The 15,493-nt window shown below is 61.6% G+C and carries 13 protein-coding genes and 1 pseudogene; 5 read left to right on the top strand and 9 right to left on the bottom strand.

What is annotated here, in order from left to right:
- Positions 1 to 74 precede the first annotated feature (74 nt).
- Positions 75 to 1,091: pseudogene (locus ACQRBV_RS12355) on the top strand (methyl-accepting chemotaxis protein); the annotation flags it as partial.
- A gap of 39 nt (positions 1,092 to 1,130) precedes the next feature.
- Positions 1,131 to 1,994: a methyl-accepting chemotaxis protein gene (locus ACQRBV_RS12350; RefSeq protein ID WP_372241717.1), complete on the top strand. Its 864-nt coding sequence runs from the start codon at positions 1,131 to 1,133 to the stop codon at positions 1,992 to 1,994.
- 360 nt (positions 1,995 to 2,354) lie between these two features.
- Here the strand turns inward: ACQRBV_RS12350 and ACQRBV_RS12345 are convergent, their stop codons facing one another.
- The 3 genes from ACQRBV_RS12345 to ACQRBV_RS12335 are packed head-to-tail and all read right to left on the bottom strand — an operon-like array spanning position 2,355 to position 6,110.
- Positions 2,355 to 3,818, bottom strand: coding sequence for an N-acyl-D-amino-acid deacylase family protein (locus ACQRBV_RS12345; RefSeq protein WP_411984847.1), 1,464 nt, complete (start codon positions 3,816 to 3,818; stop codon positions 2,355 to 2,357).
- Position 3,819: 1 nt separating this feature from the next.
- Positions 3,820 to 4,680, bottom strand: coding sequence for a MurR/RpiR family transcriptional regulator (locus ACQRBV_RS12340; protein WP_060754399.1), 861 nt, complete (start codon positions 4,678 to 4,680; stop codon positions 3,820 to 3,822).
- Between the two features lie 26 nt (positions 4,681 to 4,706).
- Complete coding sequence (locus tag ACQRBV_RS12335; RefSeq protein WP_060754400.1) at positions 4,707 to 6,110, bottom strand: gluconate:H+ symporter; 1,404 nt, start codon at positions 6,108 to 6,110, stop codon at positions 4,707 to 4,709.
- 194 nt (positions 6,111 to 6,304) lie between these two features.
- On the opposite strand from ACQRBV_RS12335, the gene ACQRBV_RS12330 reads away from it, so the two are divergent.
- On the top strand, positions 6,305 to 6,685 hold the full coding sequence (locus ACQRBV_RS12330; RefSeq protein ID WP_411984848.1) for a lysozyme inhibitor LprI family protein: 381 nt from the start codon (positions 6,305 to 6,307) through the stop codon (positions 6,683 to 6,685).
- On the opposite strand, the gene ACQRBV_RS12325 is transcribed toward ACQRBV_RS12330, so the two are convergent.
- The 4 genes from ACQRBV_RS12325 to ACQRBV_RS12310 all read right to left on the bottom strand — a co-directional run bounded on the left by ACQRBV_RS12325 (position 6,686) and on the right by ACQRBV_RS12310 (position 11,048).
- Positions 6,686 to 8,131 (bottom strand): SulP family inorganic anion transporter, encoded by a 1,446-nt coding sequence (locus ACQRBV_RS12325; RefSeq protein WP_090368565.1) that lies wholly within the window; start codon positions 8,129 to 8,131, stop codon positions 6,686 to 6,688.
- A gap of 195 nt (positions 8,132 to 8,326) precedes the next feature.
- Positions 8,327 to 9,220, bottom strand: coding sequence for an NAD-dependent epimerase/dehydratase family protein (locus ACQRBV_RS12320; RefSeq protein WP_411984849.1), 894 nt, complete (start codon positions 9,218 to 9,220; stop codon positions 8,327 to 8,329).
- A 103-nt stretch (positions 9,221 to 9,323) separates the two neighbouring features.
- Positions 9,324 to 10,220 carry a LysR family transcriptional regulator gene (locus tag ACQRBV_RS12315; protein ID WP_060754404.1) on the bottom strand — a complete coding sequence of 299 codons (897 nt, stop codon included), beginning with the start codon at positions 10,218 to 10,220 and terminating at the stop codon, positions 9,324 to 9,326.
- Between the two features lie 63 nt (positions 10,221 to 10,283).
- Positions 10,284 to 11,048, bottom strand: a complete 765-nt coding sequence (locus tag ACQRBV_RS12310) for a sulfite exporter TauE/SafE family protein (RefSeq protein WP_411984850.1) — start codon at positions 11,046 to 11,048, stop codon at positions 10,284 to 10,286.
- 82 nt (positions 11,049 to 11,130) lie between these two features.
- Here ACQRBV_RS12310 and ACQRBV_RS12305 point away from each other — a divergent pair, with 82 nt between their 5' ends.
- Positions 11,131 to 12,027: a LysR substrate-binding domain-containing protein gene (locus ACQRBV_RS12305; protein WP_060754406.1), complete on the top strand. Its 897-nt coding sequence runs from the start codon at positions 11,131 to 11,133 to the stop codon at positions 12,025 to 12,027.
- Here the strand turns inward: ACQRBV_RS12305 and ACQRBV_RS12300 are convergent.
- Both ACQRBV_RS12300 and kynU read right to left on the bottom strand, forming a co-directional pair.
- Positions 11,973 to 13,379, bottom strand: a complete 1,407-nt coding sequence (locus ACQRBV_RS12300) for an amino acid permease (protein WP_060754407.1) — start codon at positions 13,377 to 13,379, stop codon at positions 11,973 to 11,975. The two genes, ACQRBV_RS12305 and ACQRBV_RS12300, sit on opposite strands and share 55 nt — an antisense overlap.
- Positions 13,380 to 13,543: 164 nt before the next feature.
- Positions 13,544 to 14,794, bottom strand: coding sequence for a kynureninase (gene kynU, locus ACQRBV_RS12295; RefSeq protein WP_090368550.1), 1,251 nt, complete (start codon positions 14,792 to 14,794; stop codon positions 13,544 to 13,546).
- A gap of 144 nt (positions 14,795 to 14,938) precedes the next feature.
- Here kynU and ACQRBV_RS12290 point away from each other — a divergent pair, with 144 nt between their 5' ends.
- Complete coding sequence (locus ACQRBV_RS12290) at positions 14,939 to 15,412, top strand: Lrp/AsnC family transcriptional regulator (protein ID WP_090368548.1); 474 nt, start codon at positions 14,939 to 14,941, stop codon at positions 15,410 to 15,412.
- Positions 15,413 to 15,493 lie beyond the last annotated feature (81 nt).

The following is a 15,493-nucleotide window of genomic DNA, read 5'->3' as shown; positions in this document are numbered from 1 at the left end:
TATGGCCTACATACCTCAGCTGGCTCAAACAACAACACCGCCCAGCATTCAGATCACACTTTGCGGAGCTTTCAATGAACAGCTGGTTCGGTAACATCAGCGTCAACCTCAAACTGGGCCTGGGCTTCGGCCTGGTGCTTGTCCTCACCTCGATCCTGGCATTGACCGGCTGGACCAGCCTCGGCGGCCTGATCGACCGCAGCAACTGGATGAGCGACATTACCCAGCTCAACGCCTCGCTGACCAAACTGCGCATTGCGCGCCTGCAGTACATGCTCGCCAACGGCGACGAAACCGTGGCCCAGAACGTACAAGCCAACCTGGATACGTTCGCCGCCCAGCAACAGAAGCTGCTGGACAGTTTCAAGAGCCCGGAAAACCTCAAGCTGCTCAACGAGCAGAAAGCCGTCATTACCGCCTATCAACAGTCCCTGAACAAGATGCGAGAGGCCTACCGTAACGGCAACGCCTCACGCCAGGTGATGGGCGACAAGGCCGATATCGCCAACGCCCAGATCAACGCGTTGGAAGCCTCGGTGAAGCAAATGCCTGACAGTTCGGAGCACCTGGCCCAATTCCAGGCCGTGGCCGAAGCCAAGATGCAATTCCAACTGGCGCGCTTTGAAGTGCGCGGCTACACCGGCGATGTCAACCCAGACACCGAAGCCCGCGCCGTCGCACAGATTGAAAAAGCCATTACCGGCCTGAAAGACCTCAACAGCGTCTTCGGCGCCAGCCAGCAAAGCGCACTGAGCGCGCTGGAAACCGCGCTCGGCGCCTACCGCAGCGCCCTGCAGAACTACAAGGCCGCTAACGCCAATATCGTCGCTGCCCGCGCCGAAATGACCACCCAGGGTGCCGACATCGTCACGCTCAGTGACAAGCTGTATGACATCCAGCTCACTCGTCGCGATGCCGAAAGTACCCAGGCGCGCAGCCTGCAACTGATCAGCACCCTGCTGGCGTTGCTGGTTGGCATCATCGCTGCCTGGGTGATCACCCGGCAGATCACACGCCCATTGCAAGACACCCTGGCGGTGGTCGAGCGCATCGCCTCCGGCGATCTGAGCCACAACATTCAGATCACCCGCCGGGATGAACTGGGCGTGCTGCAACAAGGTATCCAGCGTATGGGCACCACCCTGCGTGAATTGATCAGCGGCATCCGTGACGGTGTGACGCAAATCGCCAGTGCCGCCGAAGAGTTGTCGGCCGTTACCGAACAGACCAGCGCGGGCGTCAACAGCCAAAAGGTCGAGACCGATCAGGTCGCCACCGCCATGCATGAAATGACCGCGACGGTGCAGGAAGTCGCGCGTAACGCAGAGCAAGCCTCCCAGGCGGCCTCCGACGCTGACGGCCAAGCTCGCGAGGGTGACAAGGTGGTCGCCGAAGCTATCGCCCAGATCGAGCGCCTGGCTGACGAAGTGGCGCGCTCCACCGACGCCATGTCGCACCTGCAACAAGAGAGCAACAAGATCGGCAGCGTGATGGACGTGATCAAGGCCGTGGCCGAGCAGACCAACCTGTTGGCCCTCAACGCCGCCATTGAAGCCGCCCGTGCCGGTGAAGCCGGGCGTGGCTTTGCCGTGGTCGCCGATGAGGTGCGCGGCCTTGCCCAGCGCACGCAGAAATCCACCGAGGAAATCGAAGGCCTGGTCGCCGGTTTGCAGAACGGCACCCAGCAGGTGGCCAACGTGATGAACAACAGCCGCAGCCTCACCGACAGCAGTGTCGAGCTGACCCGCAAGGCCGGCGCCTCCCTGGAAAACATCACCCGTACGGTCTCGAACATCCAGTCGATGAATCAGCAGATCGCGGCGGCCGCCGAACAGCAAAGTGCCGTTGCTGAAGAGATCAGCCGCAGCATCGTGAATGTGCGTGATGTGTCGGAGCAGACGGCGACCGCCAGCAACGAGACCGCCAAGTCGAGCGTGGAACTGGCGCGATTGGGGAGCCAGTTGCAGCAGATGGTCAGTCATTTCCGGGTGTAAATAGCGCTATCACTGTGGCGAGGGAGCTTGCTCCCGCTGGGCCGCGAAGCGGCCCTGATCAAGTTGATGCCGATTCGGACTTGAAAGCCCAGTGAATGCTTTGGGGGCTGCTACGCAGCCCAGCGGGAGCAAGCTCCCTCGCCACAGGCAAACTTAGACATACTCGGCCCTCCGTGAGTTGGGCCTTACCTCCAGCGCACTTACCGGAACACGTAAGCCTTGGGACGCAGGTCGAATGCGTCCTTTGAGATAGCAACCCCGGCTACTCACTGGGTTTGCAAAAAAAAACCGCCCTACTAAGGCGGTTTTTTATTGCCTGCGATAAAACGCATGACAACGCCCCCCGTGGAAGCAACCCCACTACAGAGACGAAAACCCACCGCCCAGCGCCCCGCTACGCGCCAGGAAACGCCCCGAGCGCTGACCATTGGCCTGCCCCTCGCTGTAGCTCAACACGCCATTGACCCACACCCGCTCAATCCCCTGCGCCGCCCGCTGCGGCTCCTTGAAATCCGCCACATCCCGTACGCGCAATGGGTCGAACAACACCAGGTCAGCCCAATACCCCTCAAGAATCTCACCACGTTCGGTCAGGCCAAACCGCGCCGCCGACAGGCCGGTCATCTTGTGCACCGCCGTGTGCAGCGGGAACAGCCCTACGTCCCGACTGAAATGCCCCAGCACACGGGGAAACGCGCCCCACAAGCGCGGATGAGGGAACGGGTCTTCAGGCAACCCATCGGACCCCACCATCGACAGCGGATGCGCGAGGATGCGTCGCACATCCGCCTCATCCATCCCGTAGTACACCGCGCCAGCCGGTTGCAGGCGACGGGCCGCGTCCATCAGCGAAAGCCCCCATTGGGCGGCAATGTCCTGCAGATCGCGCCCGCCCACTTCCGGGTGCGGCGTCGACCACGTGATGGTAATGCGAAACGCATCGGTGACTTGCTTCAAGTCCAGGGTCGATGAGCTGGCCGCATAGGGATAACAATCACACCCTACCGGATGGGTTTTCGCCGCCTGCTCCAGCGACGCCAGCAATTGCGGACTGCGCCCCCAGTTCCCCGCACCGGCGCATTTGAGGTGAGAAATGATCACCGGCGCCTTGGCGTGCCGACCAATCAGAAACGCCTCATCCATGGCCTCCAGCACCGGTTCGAATTCGCTGCGCAAATGGGTGGTGTACGCCGCACCGAAGGCCGTCAGCTCTTCACTCAGTTGCAGCACCTCATCGGTCGTTGCATTGAACGCGCTGGCGTAGGCCAGGCCTGTGGATAAGCCCAGGGCACCCGCCTCAAGGCTCTCCTGCAACTGCCCACGCATGGCAGCAATTTCATCCGGTGTGGCGGTACGCTGCAAATCGTCCATGTGGTTGCTGCGCAGCGCCGTATGGCCGATCAATGCAGCCACGTTGACGGCCGGCTGGGCGCCTTCGACTGCAGCGCGATAATCGGCAAAGCGCGGGTAAGTGAACGCAGCACGCGTGCCCAGCAGATTCATCGGGTCCGGCGGATCGCCGCGCAAACTCACCGGCGCGGCGCTGATGCCACAGTTGCCGACAATCACCGTCGTCACGCCCTGGCTGAGCTTGGGCAGCATCTGCGGATGGCGGATCACCACCGTGTCATCGTGGGTGTGCACATCGACAAACCCCGGCGCCAGCACCAGGCCACGGGCATCGACTTCATGTGCGGCGGTGACCGTTGCCAGATCACCGATCGTCTCGATACGCCCAGCCAACACCCCCACATCGGCGAGATAGCCCGGCGTGTTGCTGCCATCAATGATCAGCGCCTGACGTATCAACGTGTCGTACTTCATCTCAATCTCCAAGGGGCAGGCTGTCGGGGCCGCCGCGATAATCGTCCAGAGCCAGCTTGATCCGGCGCAGCCGCTCCTGGTTGTCGTCCGGCTGGGCCAACGCCAGCTCGGTGGCAAGCAGATCTATGGCCAGCAGCATGCCGTAGCGCGCTGCGGTGGGCTTGTAGATAAAACTGGTTTCGGCCGGTTGCAGCGCCAGCACGACGTCCGCCAACTGCGCCAATGGCGAGTTGGCCAGGGTGATCGCGATGATGCGTGCCTCGTAGTTGCGCGCCAGTGCGACCACGTCGAGCAATTCAGGGGTCAACCCCGTGAGCGAGCAGACGATCAGCGCCTGTTCCGGTCCCAGTGTCGCCGCCGTGACACGCATCATCACCGGGTCATGGCTGGCGGCAATCGAATAACCCAGGCGCACCAGACGCACCTGCAACTCATCGCTGCACAGGCTTGATGGGCCGCCCATACCGAAGGCATGGATCATCCGCGCCTTGCTCAACACACTGACCGCATCGGCAAAACTCGCCTGGCTGAACCCTGACAGGTGCTGACGCAACGTGGCCTCGATATCGCCCAGGATCTGTCGATGAAAGGCCGATTGCTCCGGCAACCCCGCCGGGTCCAGGAAGCGGCTGCCGACACCGCTGGCCTGCGCCAGTTGCAGGCGCAGGTCACGCAAGTCGCGGCACCCCACACTGCGTGCAAACCGCGATAACGTGGCCGTGCTGACCTCGGCCCGCAACGACAACGCCTCCAGGCTGGCCGACGCCGCAAAGCCCACATCATCGAGCATCAGCTTGGCGATACGCCCTTCACCGGCACTGAATGAATCCTGGCGGGCGCGAATCTGGTAAAGGATGTCCATGGTGGCTCCGGGTTACACAATCAGGCTCATAGGACCAGAGACAAGCCGTAGGTCAGGCCGAACGCAATCACCGAAATCAGCGTCTCCAGCACGGTCCAGGTCTTGAAGGTCTGGATGACCGTCATATTGAAGTATTCCTTGATCAGCCAGAAGCCGCCGTCATTAACGTGGGAAAAGATCACCGAACCTGCGCCGGTAGCCAGCACCAGCAACTCGGGATGTGGATAACCCAGGCCCATGGCAACCGGTGCCACCACGCCGGACGCGGTGGTCATGGCAACGGTGGCCGAGCCCGTGGCAATACGCATCAACGCAGCAAACAGCCAGCCCATCACCAGCGGCGACAGCTGGAAAGCATGGGCCAGGCCGAGAATTTCATGGGTGACGCCTGCGTCCACCAGAATCCGATTCAAACCGCCGCCCGCCCCCACCAGCAAGGTGATGCTCGCAGTCGGCGCCAGGCATTCGTTGGTGAACTTGAGGATCGATTCGCGGTTGAAGCCTTGGGCAATCCCCAAGGTCCAGAAGCTGACAAGGGTCGCCACCAGCAGCGCGATCACCGAGTTGCCGATAAACAACAGGAACTGATTGAACCCGGTGCCCGGCGTGGAAAGCACGTTGGCCCAGCCGCCGATCATCATCAGCACCACCGGCAACAGGATGGTGCCCATGGTCAGCGTGAAACTCGGCAAGCGCGTACGCGGTTCGCGCTCGATGAACTGACGTTCCAGCGGGTTTTGCGCCGGCAACTGAATACGCGGCACGATGAATTTGGCGTAGACCGGGCCTGCAATGATCGCCGTCGGAATACCGATCAGGATCGCATACAGCACGGTCTGCCCCACCGATGCGTTATACGCCAGCACCGCCATCATCGCCGCCGGGTGCGGGGGCACCAGCGCATGCACCACCGACAGGCCGGCCACCATCGGCAGGCCGACCATCAGGATCGACACGCCCACCCGCCGCGCCACGGTAAACGCGATGGGCACCAGCAACACAAACCCGACCTCGAAAAACAGCGGCAACCCCACCAGGAACGCAATACACACCATCGCCCAATGCGCGTTACGCTCGCCGAAGCGGTTGATCAACGTACGCGCCACCTGCTCGGCGCCACCGGACTCGGCCATCATCTTGCCGAGCATGGTGCCCAACGCGACCACCAGCGCAATATGCCCCAGGGTTTTACCAACGCCCGCTTCATACGAGCCCATGATCGTGTCCGCCGGCATCCCGGCCATCAGCGCCAGGCCGATGGACACCAGGGTGATGACGATAAACGGGTTGAGTCGGTAACGTGCAATCAGCACGATCAAAGCAATGATGGCGATGGCAGCGTATGCCAATAGCCCGAAGCCCGGTGATGCGGCCATGCGGTACTCCTCGGAAAGGGTCACGTCGAATAGGTTGTGAAACTCATAAATCATTCCCCAGTGGTATTTTCAATTTTTATGAAATTAATTTTCGCCCACGGATAAGCGCCGTCGCGTTGGGATATGCCCAACACCCGTGCATGAAAATCCGGGGGGTGTTCTTACATGAAGGTCAGAGAACAACGGAAACTCAGGCGCCCGCCCCAAGTCATAGAATGCGCATTCACTCACGCCCAGGAAAACCGACCATGATTCGCCCATCCCTCGCCGCCTGCGCCCTGCTGCTCGCCCTGTGCGGCACAGCTTCAGCTGCCGATAACGCCGTGTTGAACAAGTGCATGGACAGCGCCAACACCACCGCCGACATGGTCGGTTGCAATACCCAGGCCGCCAAAGTGCAGGATGAACGCCTGAACAGAGCTTACAAGACTGCGCTTGCCGCTCAGGACGGCCCACGTAAACAGCAACTGCAAGACGTGCAGCGCCTGTGGATAAAGTACCGTGACGCCAATTGCGCCTTCGCCGGCAGCGCAACCGGCGGCAGCATCGATCAGGTCAATGGCTCGGGCTGCGTGGTGGACATGACCCAGACCCGCGCCCAGGAATTGGAAGACCTGGTCGGGCCTTGATCAATCCGGTTGAACGCGGGCACGCTTGAGCAGCTTCTTGCAGCGCTCCGACAAATGCAGCACCCGCAGGTGCTTGCCCGCCTTGGCGTAACGCTCGCGCAAAGTCATCAACGCGGCAATCGCCGAATAGTCGACAAAGCTCAGGTGACGGCAATCCAGCGTCACCTGGGCCGGGTCATTGGCCGGGTCGAACTGGTTCAGAAACGGCGTGGTCGAGGCGAAAAACAATGTGCCGTGCAGGCGGTAGAGTTTGCTGCCATCGGCCTCCAGCGACTCATCGGCGTACAGCTCACGCGCCTGTTGCCAGGCGAAGTTGAGCGCCGCAATCACAATGCCGCATAACACAGCGGTCGCCAGGTCAGTGAACACCGTGATCACCGTCACCGCGAGAATCACCAGCACATCGTTGAACGGCACCTTGTTGATCACCCGCAGCGACGCCCAGGCGAAGGTCTGCTGGGACACCACGAACATCACCCCGACCAGCGCCGCCAGCGGAATCCGCTCGATCAACGGCGACAGAAACAGAATGAACAACAGGATCATCACCCCGGCAAACACGCCGGAAAACCGCCCGCGCCCGCCCGAGCTGAGGTTGATCACGGTTTGCCCGATCATCGCGCAACCGCCCATGCCGCCGAACAGTCCCGAGACCATATTCGCGGCGCCCAGGGCCACGCTTTCGCGGTCAGGGTAGCCACGGGTTTCGGTGATTTCGTCGGTGAGGTTCAGGGTCAGCAGGGTCTCCAGCAGCCCGACCATGGCCATCAGGAACGCATAGGGCGCGATGATGCCGAGGGTTTCCAGGGTCCAGGGGATTTGCGGCAGCGCGAAGGTCGGCAGGCCGCCGGCAATGTGGGCCATGTCGCCCAACGTGCGCGTCGGCAGGCCAAGCAGGTACACCGCCAGGCCCACGCCAAGAATCGCCACCAAGGCAGGCGGCACCGCACGGGTCAGGCGTGGCAGCAGGTAGACGATGGCCATGGTGACCAGCACCAGCCCCGCCATCACGTACAACGGTGTGCCGCTGAGCCAGGTGTCACCGCTCTTGAAATGCTCCAACTGCGCCAGCGCGATGATGATCGCCAAGCCGTTGACGAAGCCGAGCATCACCGGGTGCGGCACCATGCGCACCAGCTTGCCCAGGCGCAGGACGCCAAAGGCAATCATGATCAGCCCGCCCAGCAACACCGTCGCCAGCAGGTACTCCACGCCGTGCTGCACCACCAGTGCGACGATCACCACCGCCATTGAGCCGGCGGCGCCCGAGACCATACCCGGCCGGCCACCGAACAACGCGGTGAGGGTGCAGATGATAAAGGCGCCGTAGAGCCCCATCAGCGGGTTGAGGTGGGCCACCAGGGCAAAGGCGATGCATTCGGGCAGCAGCGCGAAAGACGTGGTGAGGCCGGCCAGGGCATCGGCGCGCAGACGGGAGAGCTTCATGAGGTACCAGGGCATTGCGGGGATAAGGCGGGGAATGGTACGGAAATGAGGCGGGTGGGGATAGCCTTATGGACCGCGTCGTGCCTATCGGGAGCAAGCCCCCTCCCACAATTGACCGCGTTCCAGCTTTGGAATGCAGGCAACTGTGGGAGGGGGCTTGCTCCCGATAGGCAGCGACCCGGTGTCAAGCGAACATCAAACCATCTCGTGACGAATCCACTCGATCACCGACTGACGCTTTGGCTCCCATCCCAACAACTCACGGGCCTGTTTGCCCCGCACCCGGCTGTTGGAGCCCAGGCCATAGTTGGCCATTTCATAGCCCCACTCGGCTTCAGCTTCGGCCAATGGCCAATCCTGGGGTTGACCCAGCTTCAGGGCTTCGGCCATGGCGCGGGTCATGTCGGCAAACGCCGCTTCGCCGCTTTCTACAAAGTAGAAAGTGCCCGGTACGTTCCGGGTCAGGGCCAGCAGGTACAGAGCCACCACGTCTTCAATATGCACGTTGGACCAAATGTTCTGCCCCGGGCCGACATGGCGCACCACCCCACTCTTGCGCGCCTGCTTGAGCAAACGCGGCAATTGCACGCTGTCACGCTTCACGCCCAGGCTGTGTCCGTAGATCAGGGTGTTGCAGATCACCGCCGAGTTGACGCCCTCTTGGGCGGCAGCGAGGATCAGATTGTCGATGGCCACCCGCGCGGCCTTGTCGACCGTCGGCTCCGGCAGGTTGTCTTCAAAATAGATCACATCGCTGGCCTTGCCGCCCGACGCATCACCCACGATGCTCGAACCGCTGGTGTGCAGGAACGGCTTGTTCGAGCCTTTCAAGGCGGCGAGCAACGTTTCTACAGCGCCACGATGGTCGCTGCTGGCGGCGTTGATCACTGCATCGGCTTGTTGAGCCTGCGTGGTCAACAGCGCGGCATCCTCGAGCGTGCCGATCACTGGGGTGATGCCCAGGGCGGTCAGTTCAGCCGCCTGTTCGGCGCTGCGTACCAGACCGGTCACGGTGTGGCCGGCCTTGACCAGGCCGGTGGCGATGGAGCCGCCGATAAAACCGGCTGCACCGGTTACGAATACGTTCATGGAGTGTGCTCCTGACGAGATCAATGTGGGAGCCAGTATCTGCCCCCCCTCCCCGTCGAATAAGCCCTCCGCACCCAATTCACTCTTGCGCTCAAGTCACGAATCAGCGGGCATACCGCGCCAGCTTGGCCTGGATAAAGTCCAGGAAGCACTGGATGCGCAGCGCCAGTTGCGAGTTGCGGTAAAACACCGCGTTGATCGGCTGGCGGTAACCACTGTTGAATGTTTCCAGCACCGGCACCAGGCGCCCGGCGTGGATGTCTTCGAAGGTCATGAAGTTGGACAGGCAGCAAATGCCCTGCCCTTCCAGCGCCAGATGCCGCAGGGTTTCACCGCTGGAGGCGGCGATGCCGGGCCGGATCAGCCAGCGGTCGCCTTCCACGTGGCGCAGCGGCCAATGGTTGAGGGTTTCGGTCTGGGTGAACCCCAGCAAGGTGTGATCCGCCAATTCGGCCACCGTGCTCGGTGTGCCGTACTGCTTGAGGTAGGTGGGGCTGGCCAGGATGTGCAACGGCGACCAGCCCAGGGAGCGCGCATGCAGGGTCGAATCGGCCAGCGTACCGATGCGGATGGCAATGTCGGTGCTCTGTTCCAGCAGGTCGATGATCAGATCATCGCTGTTCAGTTCCAGCTGGATATCGGGGTAGAGGCTGCGAAATTCGGCGATGTACGGCAATATCCCATGCAGCATGAACGGTACGGCAGCATTGATGCGCAAGCGCCCGGCAGGTTTTTTCTGGCGTGACGACAGGCGTTCTTCCAACTCATCCATCTGCGCCAGGATCACCTTGGCCTGCTCAAAGAAGTACTTGCCCTCTTCGGTCAGGTCCATGCGCCGCGTGGTGCGATTGATCAGCGTCGTCTCGAGCTTGGCTTCCAGGCGCGACAAGGTGCGGCTGACCGCCGACGGCGTCTGCCCGACCTGCTCCGCCGCAGCGGAAATCGAGCCGCATTCAATCACGCTGACGAAGGTTTGTAGCTCATCGGATCGGGCTTTCACAGACTGTCCTCTTTTCGGGTCCCTGCAAAAATACCCTTAACGGGAACGCACGAATAAGCCTTTTCAACCGCCAACCAGCAAATGACCGCCCAATAGCGCCATGCCGACAAAAAACACGCGCTTGAACACCGCCGCACTGATGCGTTGGCGCACGACCTGGCCGAGCCACATCCCCAGCAACGCAGGCAACATGGCCAACAGTGACGCATTGATTTCCCCAGCGCCCAACGTGCCACGCCAAAGTAGCCCGGCCGCCAGTGCCAGTGTAGAAACGCTGAACGACAGCCCCAGCGCCTGCACCAGTTGATCGCGATTCAAGCCCATGGCCTGCAGATACGGCACCGCCGGGATCACGAAGACGCCAGTGGCCGAAGTGATGACGCCGGTGATCAGCCCACACACCGGGCCCAGCCAGCGTTCGGTCTCGGGCTTGACCTTGAACGTGGGCAAGCACAACCCGCTCAGTGCATACACCAGCAACGCAGCGCCCAACGCACGCACCGCCCCATGGCCACCGTCCATTCCCAGCCACTGCGTGCCGAGCCCGGTGCCGAGGAAAATCAGCAGCAGCATCGGCCACAGGCGCTTGAGCAAGTCACTCAAATGGCCGCCAAAGGCCAGTTGCCAGAGGTTGGTGACCATCGAGGGAATGATCAGCAATGCCGCAGCCTGTGCCGGTAACATAGCCAGGCCGAGCAATCCCATGGCCACCGTGGGCAGGCCGAGGCCGATCACGCCCTTGACGGTACCGGCCAGCAAAAACGTGCCGACCACCCACAATGTCAGGGCCGGGCCTATGTTCTGGTAGAACGCGAGGAAAGTATTCATGCCGCGATTGTGGCGTTTTTCGAGCTGGCCGAAAATTCGCCATATACTGAGGAAGACTCTTGTTTTGCCGTAGGCAGATGCCATGCACTTTGACCTGATCGACCTGCGCCTCTACTTGCATATCCTCGACACCGGCAATATCACCGCAGGCGCGGCGCGCAGCCATTTATCGCTGGCGGCGGCCAGCGCACGCATCCGCGCGATGGAAGCGTCGCTGGGGATCGCGTGCCTTGAGCGCGGCCGTCGCGGTGTCACGCCCACCGCCGCCGGCAAAGCCCTGGCCCGGCATGCCCGCTTGCTGTTGCAACAGGCCGAGCACTTGCAACAGGACCTGGCGGAATACGCCAAGGGGATCAAGGGCCAGGTGCGCCTGTTGTGCAACACCACGGCCCTGAGCGAATACCTGCCGGAATTGCTGGCGGACTTTTTGCGCGAACACCCCAACCTCGAGATCGACCTGCAGGAACTGCCGAGCCTGCGTATCACCCAGTCCTTGCGCCAAGGCACGGCAGACCTGGGGATCATCTCCGACGCGGTGGATACCCACGGCCTACAAACCCTGGCGTTTCGCGATGACCCGCTGGTGTTGATCCTGCCCCTCGAGCATCCCTTGGCAGCCGGCACCGTGAGTTTTATCGACAGCCTGCAACACGACTTCGTCGGCCTGAGCGCCGACAGCGCGCTGTCGATCTACCTGGAGGAACAGGCGCTGCACAGCGGGTTTCGCTTGCAGACGCGCATCCGTGCCGAAGGGTTTGAGGGGGTGATGCGCATGGTCGCCCGCGGTGCCGGCCTGGGCATCGTGCCCCAGGCCGCCCTGGACCGCTGGCCGTCGCAACATCGCTTCAAGGCCCAACCATTGCGAGAAGCGTGGGCCTGCCGACAGCTGCTGCTGTGCGCACGCTCGTTCGAACATCTACCGGGTTACGCCAAGGCTTTGTTCGATGCCTTGGCCCTGCCCTTGCGGAAAAACCCGTAGTACACCGCCGACAGAATCAGCAGGAACGGCACGCCGAACACCAGGGTCATCTTGAACGCCTCGGTGAAGTACGTGGTGATCATCACCGCCCCCATCAGCACCAGGCCCAGCAAAGTGCTGTAGGGAAACAGCCGCAGTTGGAACGACAGCTTCGGCCCGCCATGGCGTTGGCGATAGCGGCGGAAGAACAGGTGCGTGAGGAAGATCATGAACCAGGTGAAGATCGCACCGAACATCGAAATCGCCATCATCAGGGTGAACGAGCTTTCCGGGTACACCACGTTCAACAAGGTCGCCAAGGCAATCCCCGAGCTGGACAACAGCAAGGCATTCAGCGGAATGCCGCTCTTGCTCAACGCCCCCATGGACTTGGGGGCAAACCCTGCACGCGACAGGCTGAACAGCATGCGCGTGGTGATGTAGAGCTGGCTGTTCATCGCCGACAGCGCCGCGATCAGGATCACGAAATTCATCACGCCGGTGGCGCCGGGAATACCGATGGTCTGCATCACCGTGACAAACGGACTCTGGGTTTGCCCGGCCTGGCTCCACGGCACGATGGCAAGCATCAGGGCCAGGGTCAGCAGATAGAACACCACCAGGCGCACGATGGTCGCACGGAAGGCCTTTTTCACTGCCTGCTCGGGGTCTGCCGCCTCACCGGCGGCGACTGCGATCATCTCCACGCTCAAATAGCTGAAGATCGACACGATCACCGCGATCCACATACCGCTCAGGCCATGCGGGAAAAAACCGTCGTGAGACGTGTAGTTGTGCACGCCGTATTCCGGGTTGCCGGAGCCGAACACCACGTACACCGCGAGGATGATGAAGCCGACGATGGCGCTGATCTTGATCGTCGAGAACCAGTACTCGAAGTTGCCGAAGGTTTTCACGCTGATCGCATTGAGCAGGATCAGCACACTGGAAAACGACACGATCCACACCCACTCCGGCACATTGGCGAACCAGTACTTCATGTACATCGCCACAGCCGTGACCTCGGCACCCACCGCCAGCACAATCGCCGCCCAGTACGCATAGCGCACGAGGAAACCGGCCAGCGGGCTGATGTAGAACTCGGCATAGGCGCCAAAGGAGCCCGAGGTGGAGTGAGCCACCGTCATCTCCGCCAGGCAGCCCATCAACAGCAAGGTGATCAACGCGCCGATGGCGTAGCTCACCAGCACACTGGGCCCGGCGTAGCCGATGGCATAGGCGCTGCCCATGAACAGCCCTGTGCCGATGGCGCCACCGATGGCGATCATGCTCATCTGGCCGGAGGTGAGCTGGCGCCTCAGGCCCAGTTCGCGGTGGGTGATCTCTGCAAAGCCGTGGTCTGGCGTGGTCACGTGGTGTGCCCCTTTATTATTGTGATTGCACAGTGGGTGTGGTGTTGGCGCAGTTACTGTGGGAGGGGGCTTGCTCCCGATGGCGGTCTGAAGTCAAAGCATTGGGTGACTGACACACCGCTATCGGGAGCAAGCCCCCTCCCACATTTAGACCTGCATGCCTGTCAGGTGACGCTGTTGCGCACCTTGAATTGCGGCTGGTCCCAGGTGCGGTTGTCGAGGATTTCGCCAAGGATCTGCACGGCGTCAAATACCTCGGTAAAGCCGGTGTAAAGCGGGGTAAACCCAAAGCGCATGATGCGCGGCTCGCGGTAATCGCCGATCACGCCACGGGCGATCAACGCCTGGATCACCGCATAGCCTTCTGGGTGTTCGAAACTCACATGGCTGCCACGCCGGGCATGCTCACGGGGCGTGATCAACACCAGGCCGTGGGCGGCGCAACGGGTTTCAACCAATGCGATAAACAGGTCGGTCAACGCCAGGGATTTTTTGCGCAGGCTGGCCATATCGGTCTGGGCAAAAATCTCCAGGCCGCATTCCACCATGGCCAGCGAAGTGATCGGCTGGGTGCCGCACAGATAACGCGCGATGCCGACGCTGGGGGCGTAGGTCGATTCCATGGCGAACTGTCGGGTATGCCCAAACCACCCCGACAACGGCTGGCGCACCACATCCACCAGCGCCGGGTTGACCCACACAAACGCCTGGGAACCCGGCCCACCGTTGAGGTACTTGTAGGTGCAGCCAATCGCGTAATCGGCCTCGGCCTGGTGCAGATCAATGGGGACTGCACCCGCAGAGTGAGCCAGGTCCCAGAGGCTCAGCGCGCCGCATTCGTGGCTCAAGGCAGTGAGCGCCTGCATGTCGTACATGTAGCCGGTCTTGTAGTTGACGTGGGTGAGCATCACCACCGCGACATCCTGGTCGATGGCCTGGGGCAGTTCAGCCGGGCTGTTCACCAGGCGCAGGCAATAGCCCTGCTGCAGCAACTCGGCCAGGCCCTCGGCGATATACAAATCAGTTGGGAAGTTGCTCGCCTCGCTGACGATGACCTTGCGCTGAGGCTGGCGTTGGCGCTGCACGCTCAACGCGGCGCTGAGCACCTTGAACAGGTTGATGGACGTGGTATCGGTGATCGCCACTTCGCCCTCCCGTGCGCCGATCAATGGTGCCAGGCGATCGCCCAGGCGCAGTGACAACTGTGCCCAACCGGCGCTGTTCCAACTGCGAATCAAGCCATCGCCCCATTCCTCGGCGATCACCTGTTGCGCACGCTCAAGGGCCGCCACCGGGCGGGCGCCGAGGGAATTGCCGTCGAGGTAGATCACCCCCGCAGGCAGGGCGAACCGGTTGCGCAACGGGGCAAGGGGATCCTCGGCATCGAGGGCTTGGCAGTGGCTTCGAGTGGTCATGGGCGGTCCTGGTTTTTATAAGTGACGTTGAGCCAAATAATGAACGAAGTTTTAGAGAATTTTCGTGCAAAGTGCCGCGCAACAGGCTAATTAAGCTGTAGGAAATTCGAATTTAACCCCCAAACACGCGGATTTATTCTAAGCATGATTCTCGACACCACCGACCTGCGCCTCCTGCATTTCCTGCAACAGGATGGCCGTATCAGCAACCAGGAACTGGCGGAAAAAGTCGCGCTGTCGCCGTCCGCCTGCCTGCGCCGTTTGCGCCTGCTGGAGAGCGAGGGAATCATCAGCGGCTACCGCGCCGTATTGAATGCCGAGCGGTTGGGCATCGAGCTGGAAGCCATCGTGCACCTGTCGCTGCGCCAGGATGTGGAGGACTGGCATGAGACGTTCATCAAGAAGGTGCAAGGCTGGCCGGAGGTGGCCAGTGCATACGTGATTACCGGAGCGAGCAACTATGTGTTGCGCGTGCAGGCGCGCAACCTCAAGCACTTTTCGGACTTTATCGTGAACCACCTGAACCGCACGGCGGGGGTGATGGATATACGTTCGGAGATTGTGTTGCAGAAGATCAAGGATCGGGACGAAGTGCTCGACCTGGTAGTGCGCAAATAACAGCAACACCACAAAACCCTGTGGGAGGGGGCTTGCTCCCGATCGCGGTGCATCAGTCGACATATCAGCCACTGACACACC

This window comes from Pseudomonas sp. R11F, assembly GCF_050312575.1.
Lineage (GTDB): Bacteria > Pseudomonadota > Gammaproteobacteria > Pseudomonadales > Pseudomonadaceae > Aquipseudomonas > Aquipseudomonas palleroniana.
This window is presented reverse-complemented; position numbering and strand designations above follow the sequence as displayed.

What these genes read in the sequence shown, in the direction of transcription:
- ACQRBV_RS12290 (WP_090368548.1), top strand. Translation starts at nt 14,939, where the DNA reads ATGATTCTCGACACCACCGACCTGCGCCTCCTGCATTTCCTGCAACAG.
- ACQRBV_RS12345 (WP_411984847.1), bottom strand. Translation starts at nt 3,818, where the DNA reads ATGAAGTACGACACGTTGATACGTCAGGCGCTGATCATTGATGGCAGC.
- ACQRBV_RS12350 (WP_372241717.1), top strand. Translation starts at nt 1,131, where the DNA reads ATGGGCACCACCCTGCGTGAATTGATCAGCGGCATCCGTGACGGTGTG.
- ACQRBV_RS12325 (WP_090368565.1), bottom strand. Translation starts at nt 8,131, where the DNA reads ATGAAGCTCTCCCGTCTGCGCGCCGATGCCCTGGCCGGCCTCACCACG.
- ACQRBV_RS12340 (WP_060754399.1), bottom strand. Translation starts at nt 4,680, where the DNA reads ATGGACATCCTTTACCAGATTCGCGCCCGCCAGGATTCATTCAGTGCC.
- ACQRBV_RS12320 (WP_411984849.1), bottom strand. Translation starts at nt 9,220, where the DNA reads ATGAACGTATTCGTAACCGGTGCAGCCGGTTTTATCGGCGGCTCCATC.
- ACQRBV_RS12335 (WP_060754400.1), bottom strand. Translation starts at nt 6,110, where the DNA reads ATGATTTATGAGTTTCACAACCTATTCGACGTGACCCTTTCCGAGGAG.
- ACQRBV_RS12330 (WP_411984848.1), top strand. Translation starts at nt 6,305, where the DNA reads ATGATTCGCCCATCCCTCGCCGCCTGCGCCCTGCTGCTCGCCCTGTGC.
- ACQRBV_RS12310 (WP_411984850.1), bottom strand. Translation starts at nt 11,048, where the DNA reads ATGAATACTTTCCTCGCGTTCTACCAGAACATAGGCCCGGCCCTGACA.
- ACQRBV_RS12305 (WP_060754406.1), top strand. Translation starts at nt 11,131, where the DNA reads ATGCACTTTGACCTGATCGACCTGCGCCTCTACTTGCATATCCTCGAC.
- kynU (WP_090368550.1), bottom strand. Translation starts at nt 14,794, where the DNA reads ATGACCACTCGAAGCCACTGCCAAGCCCTCGATGCCGAGGATCCCCTT.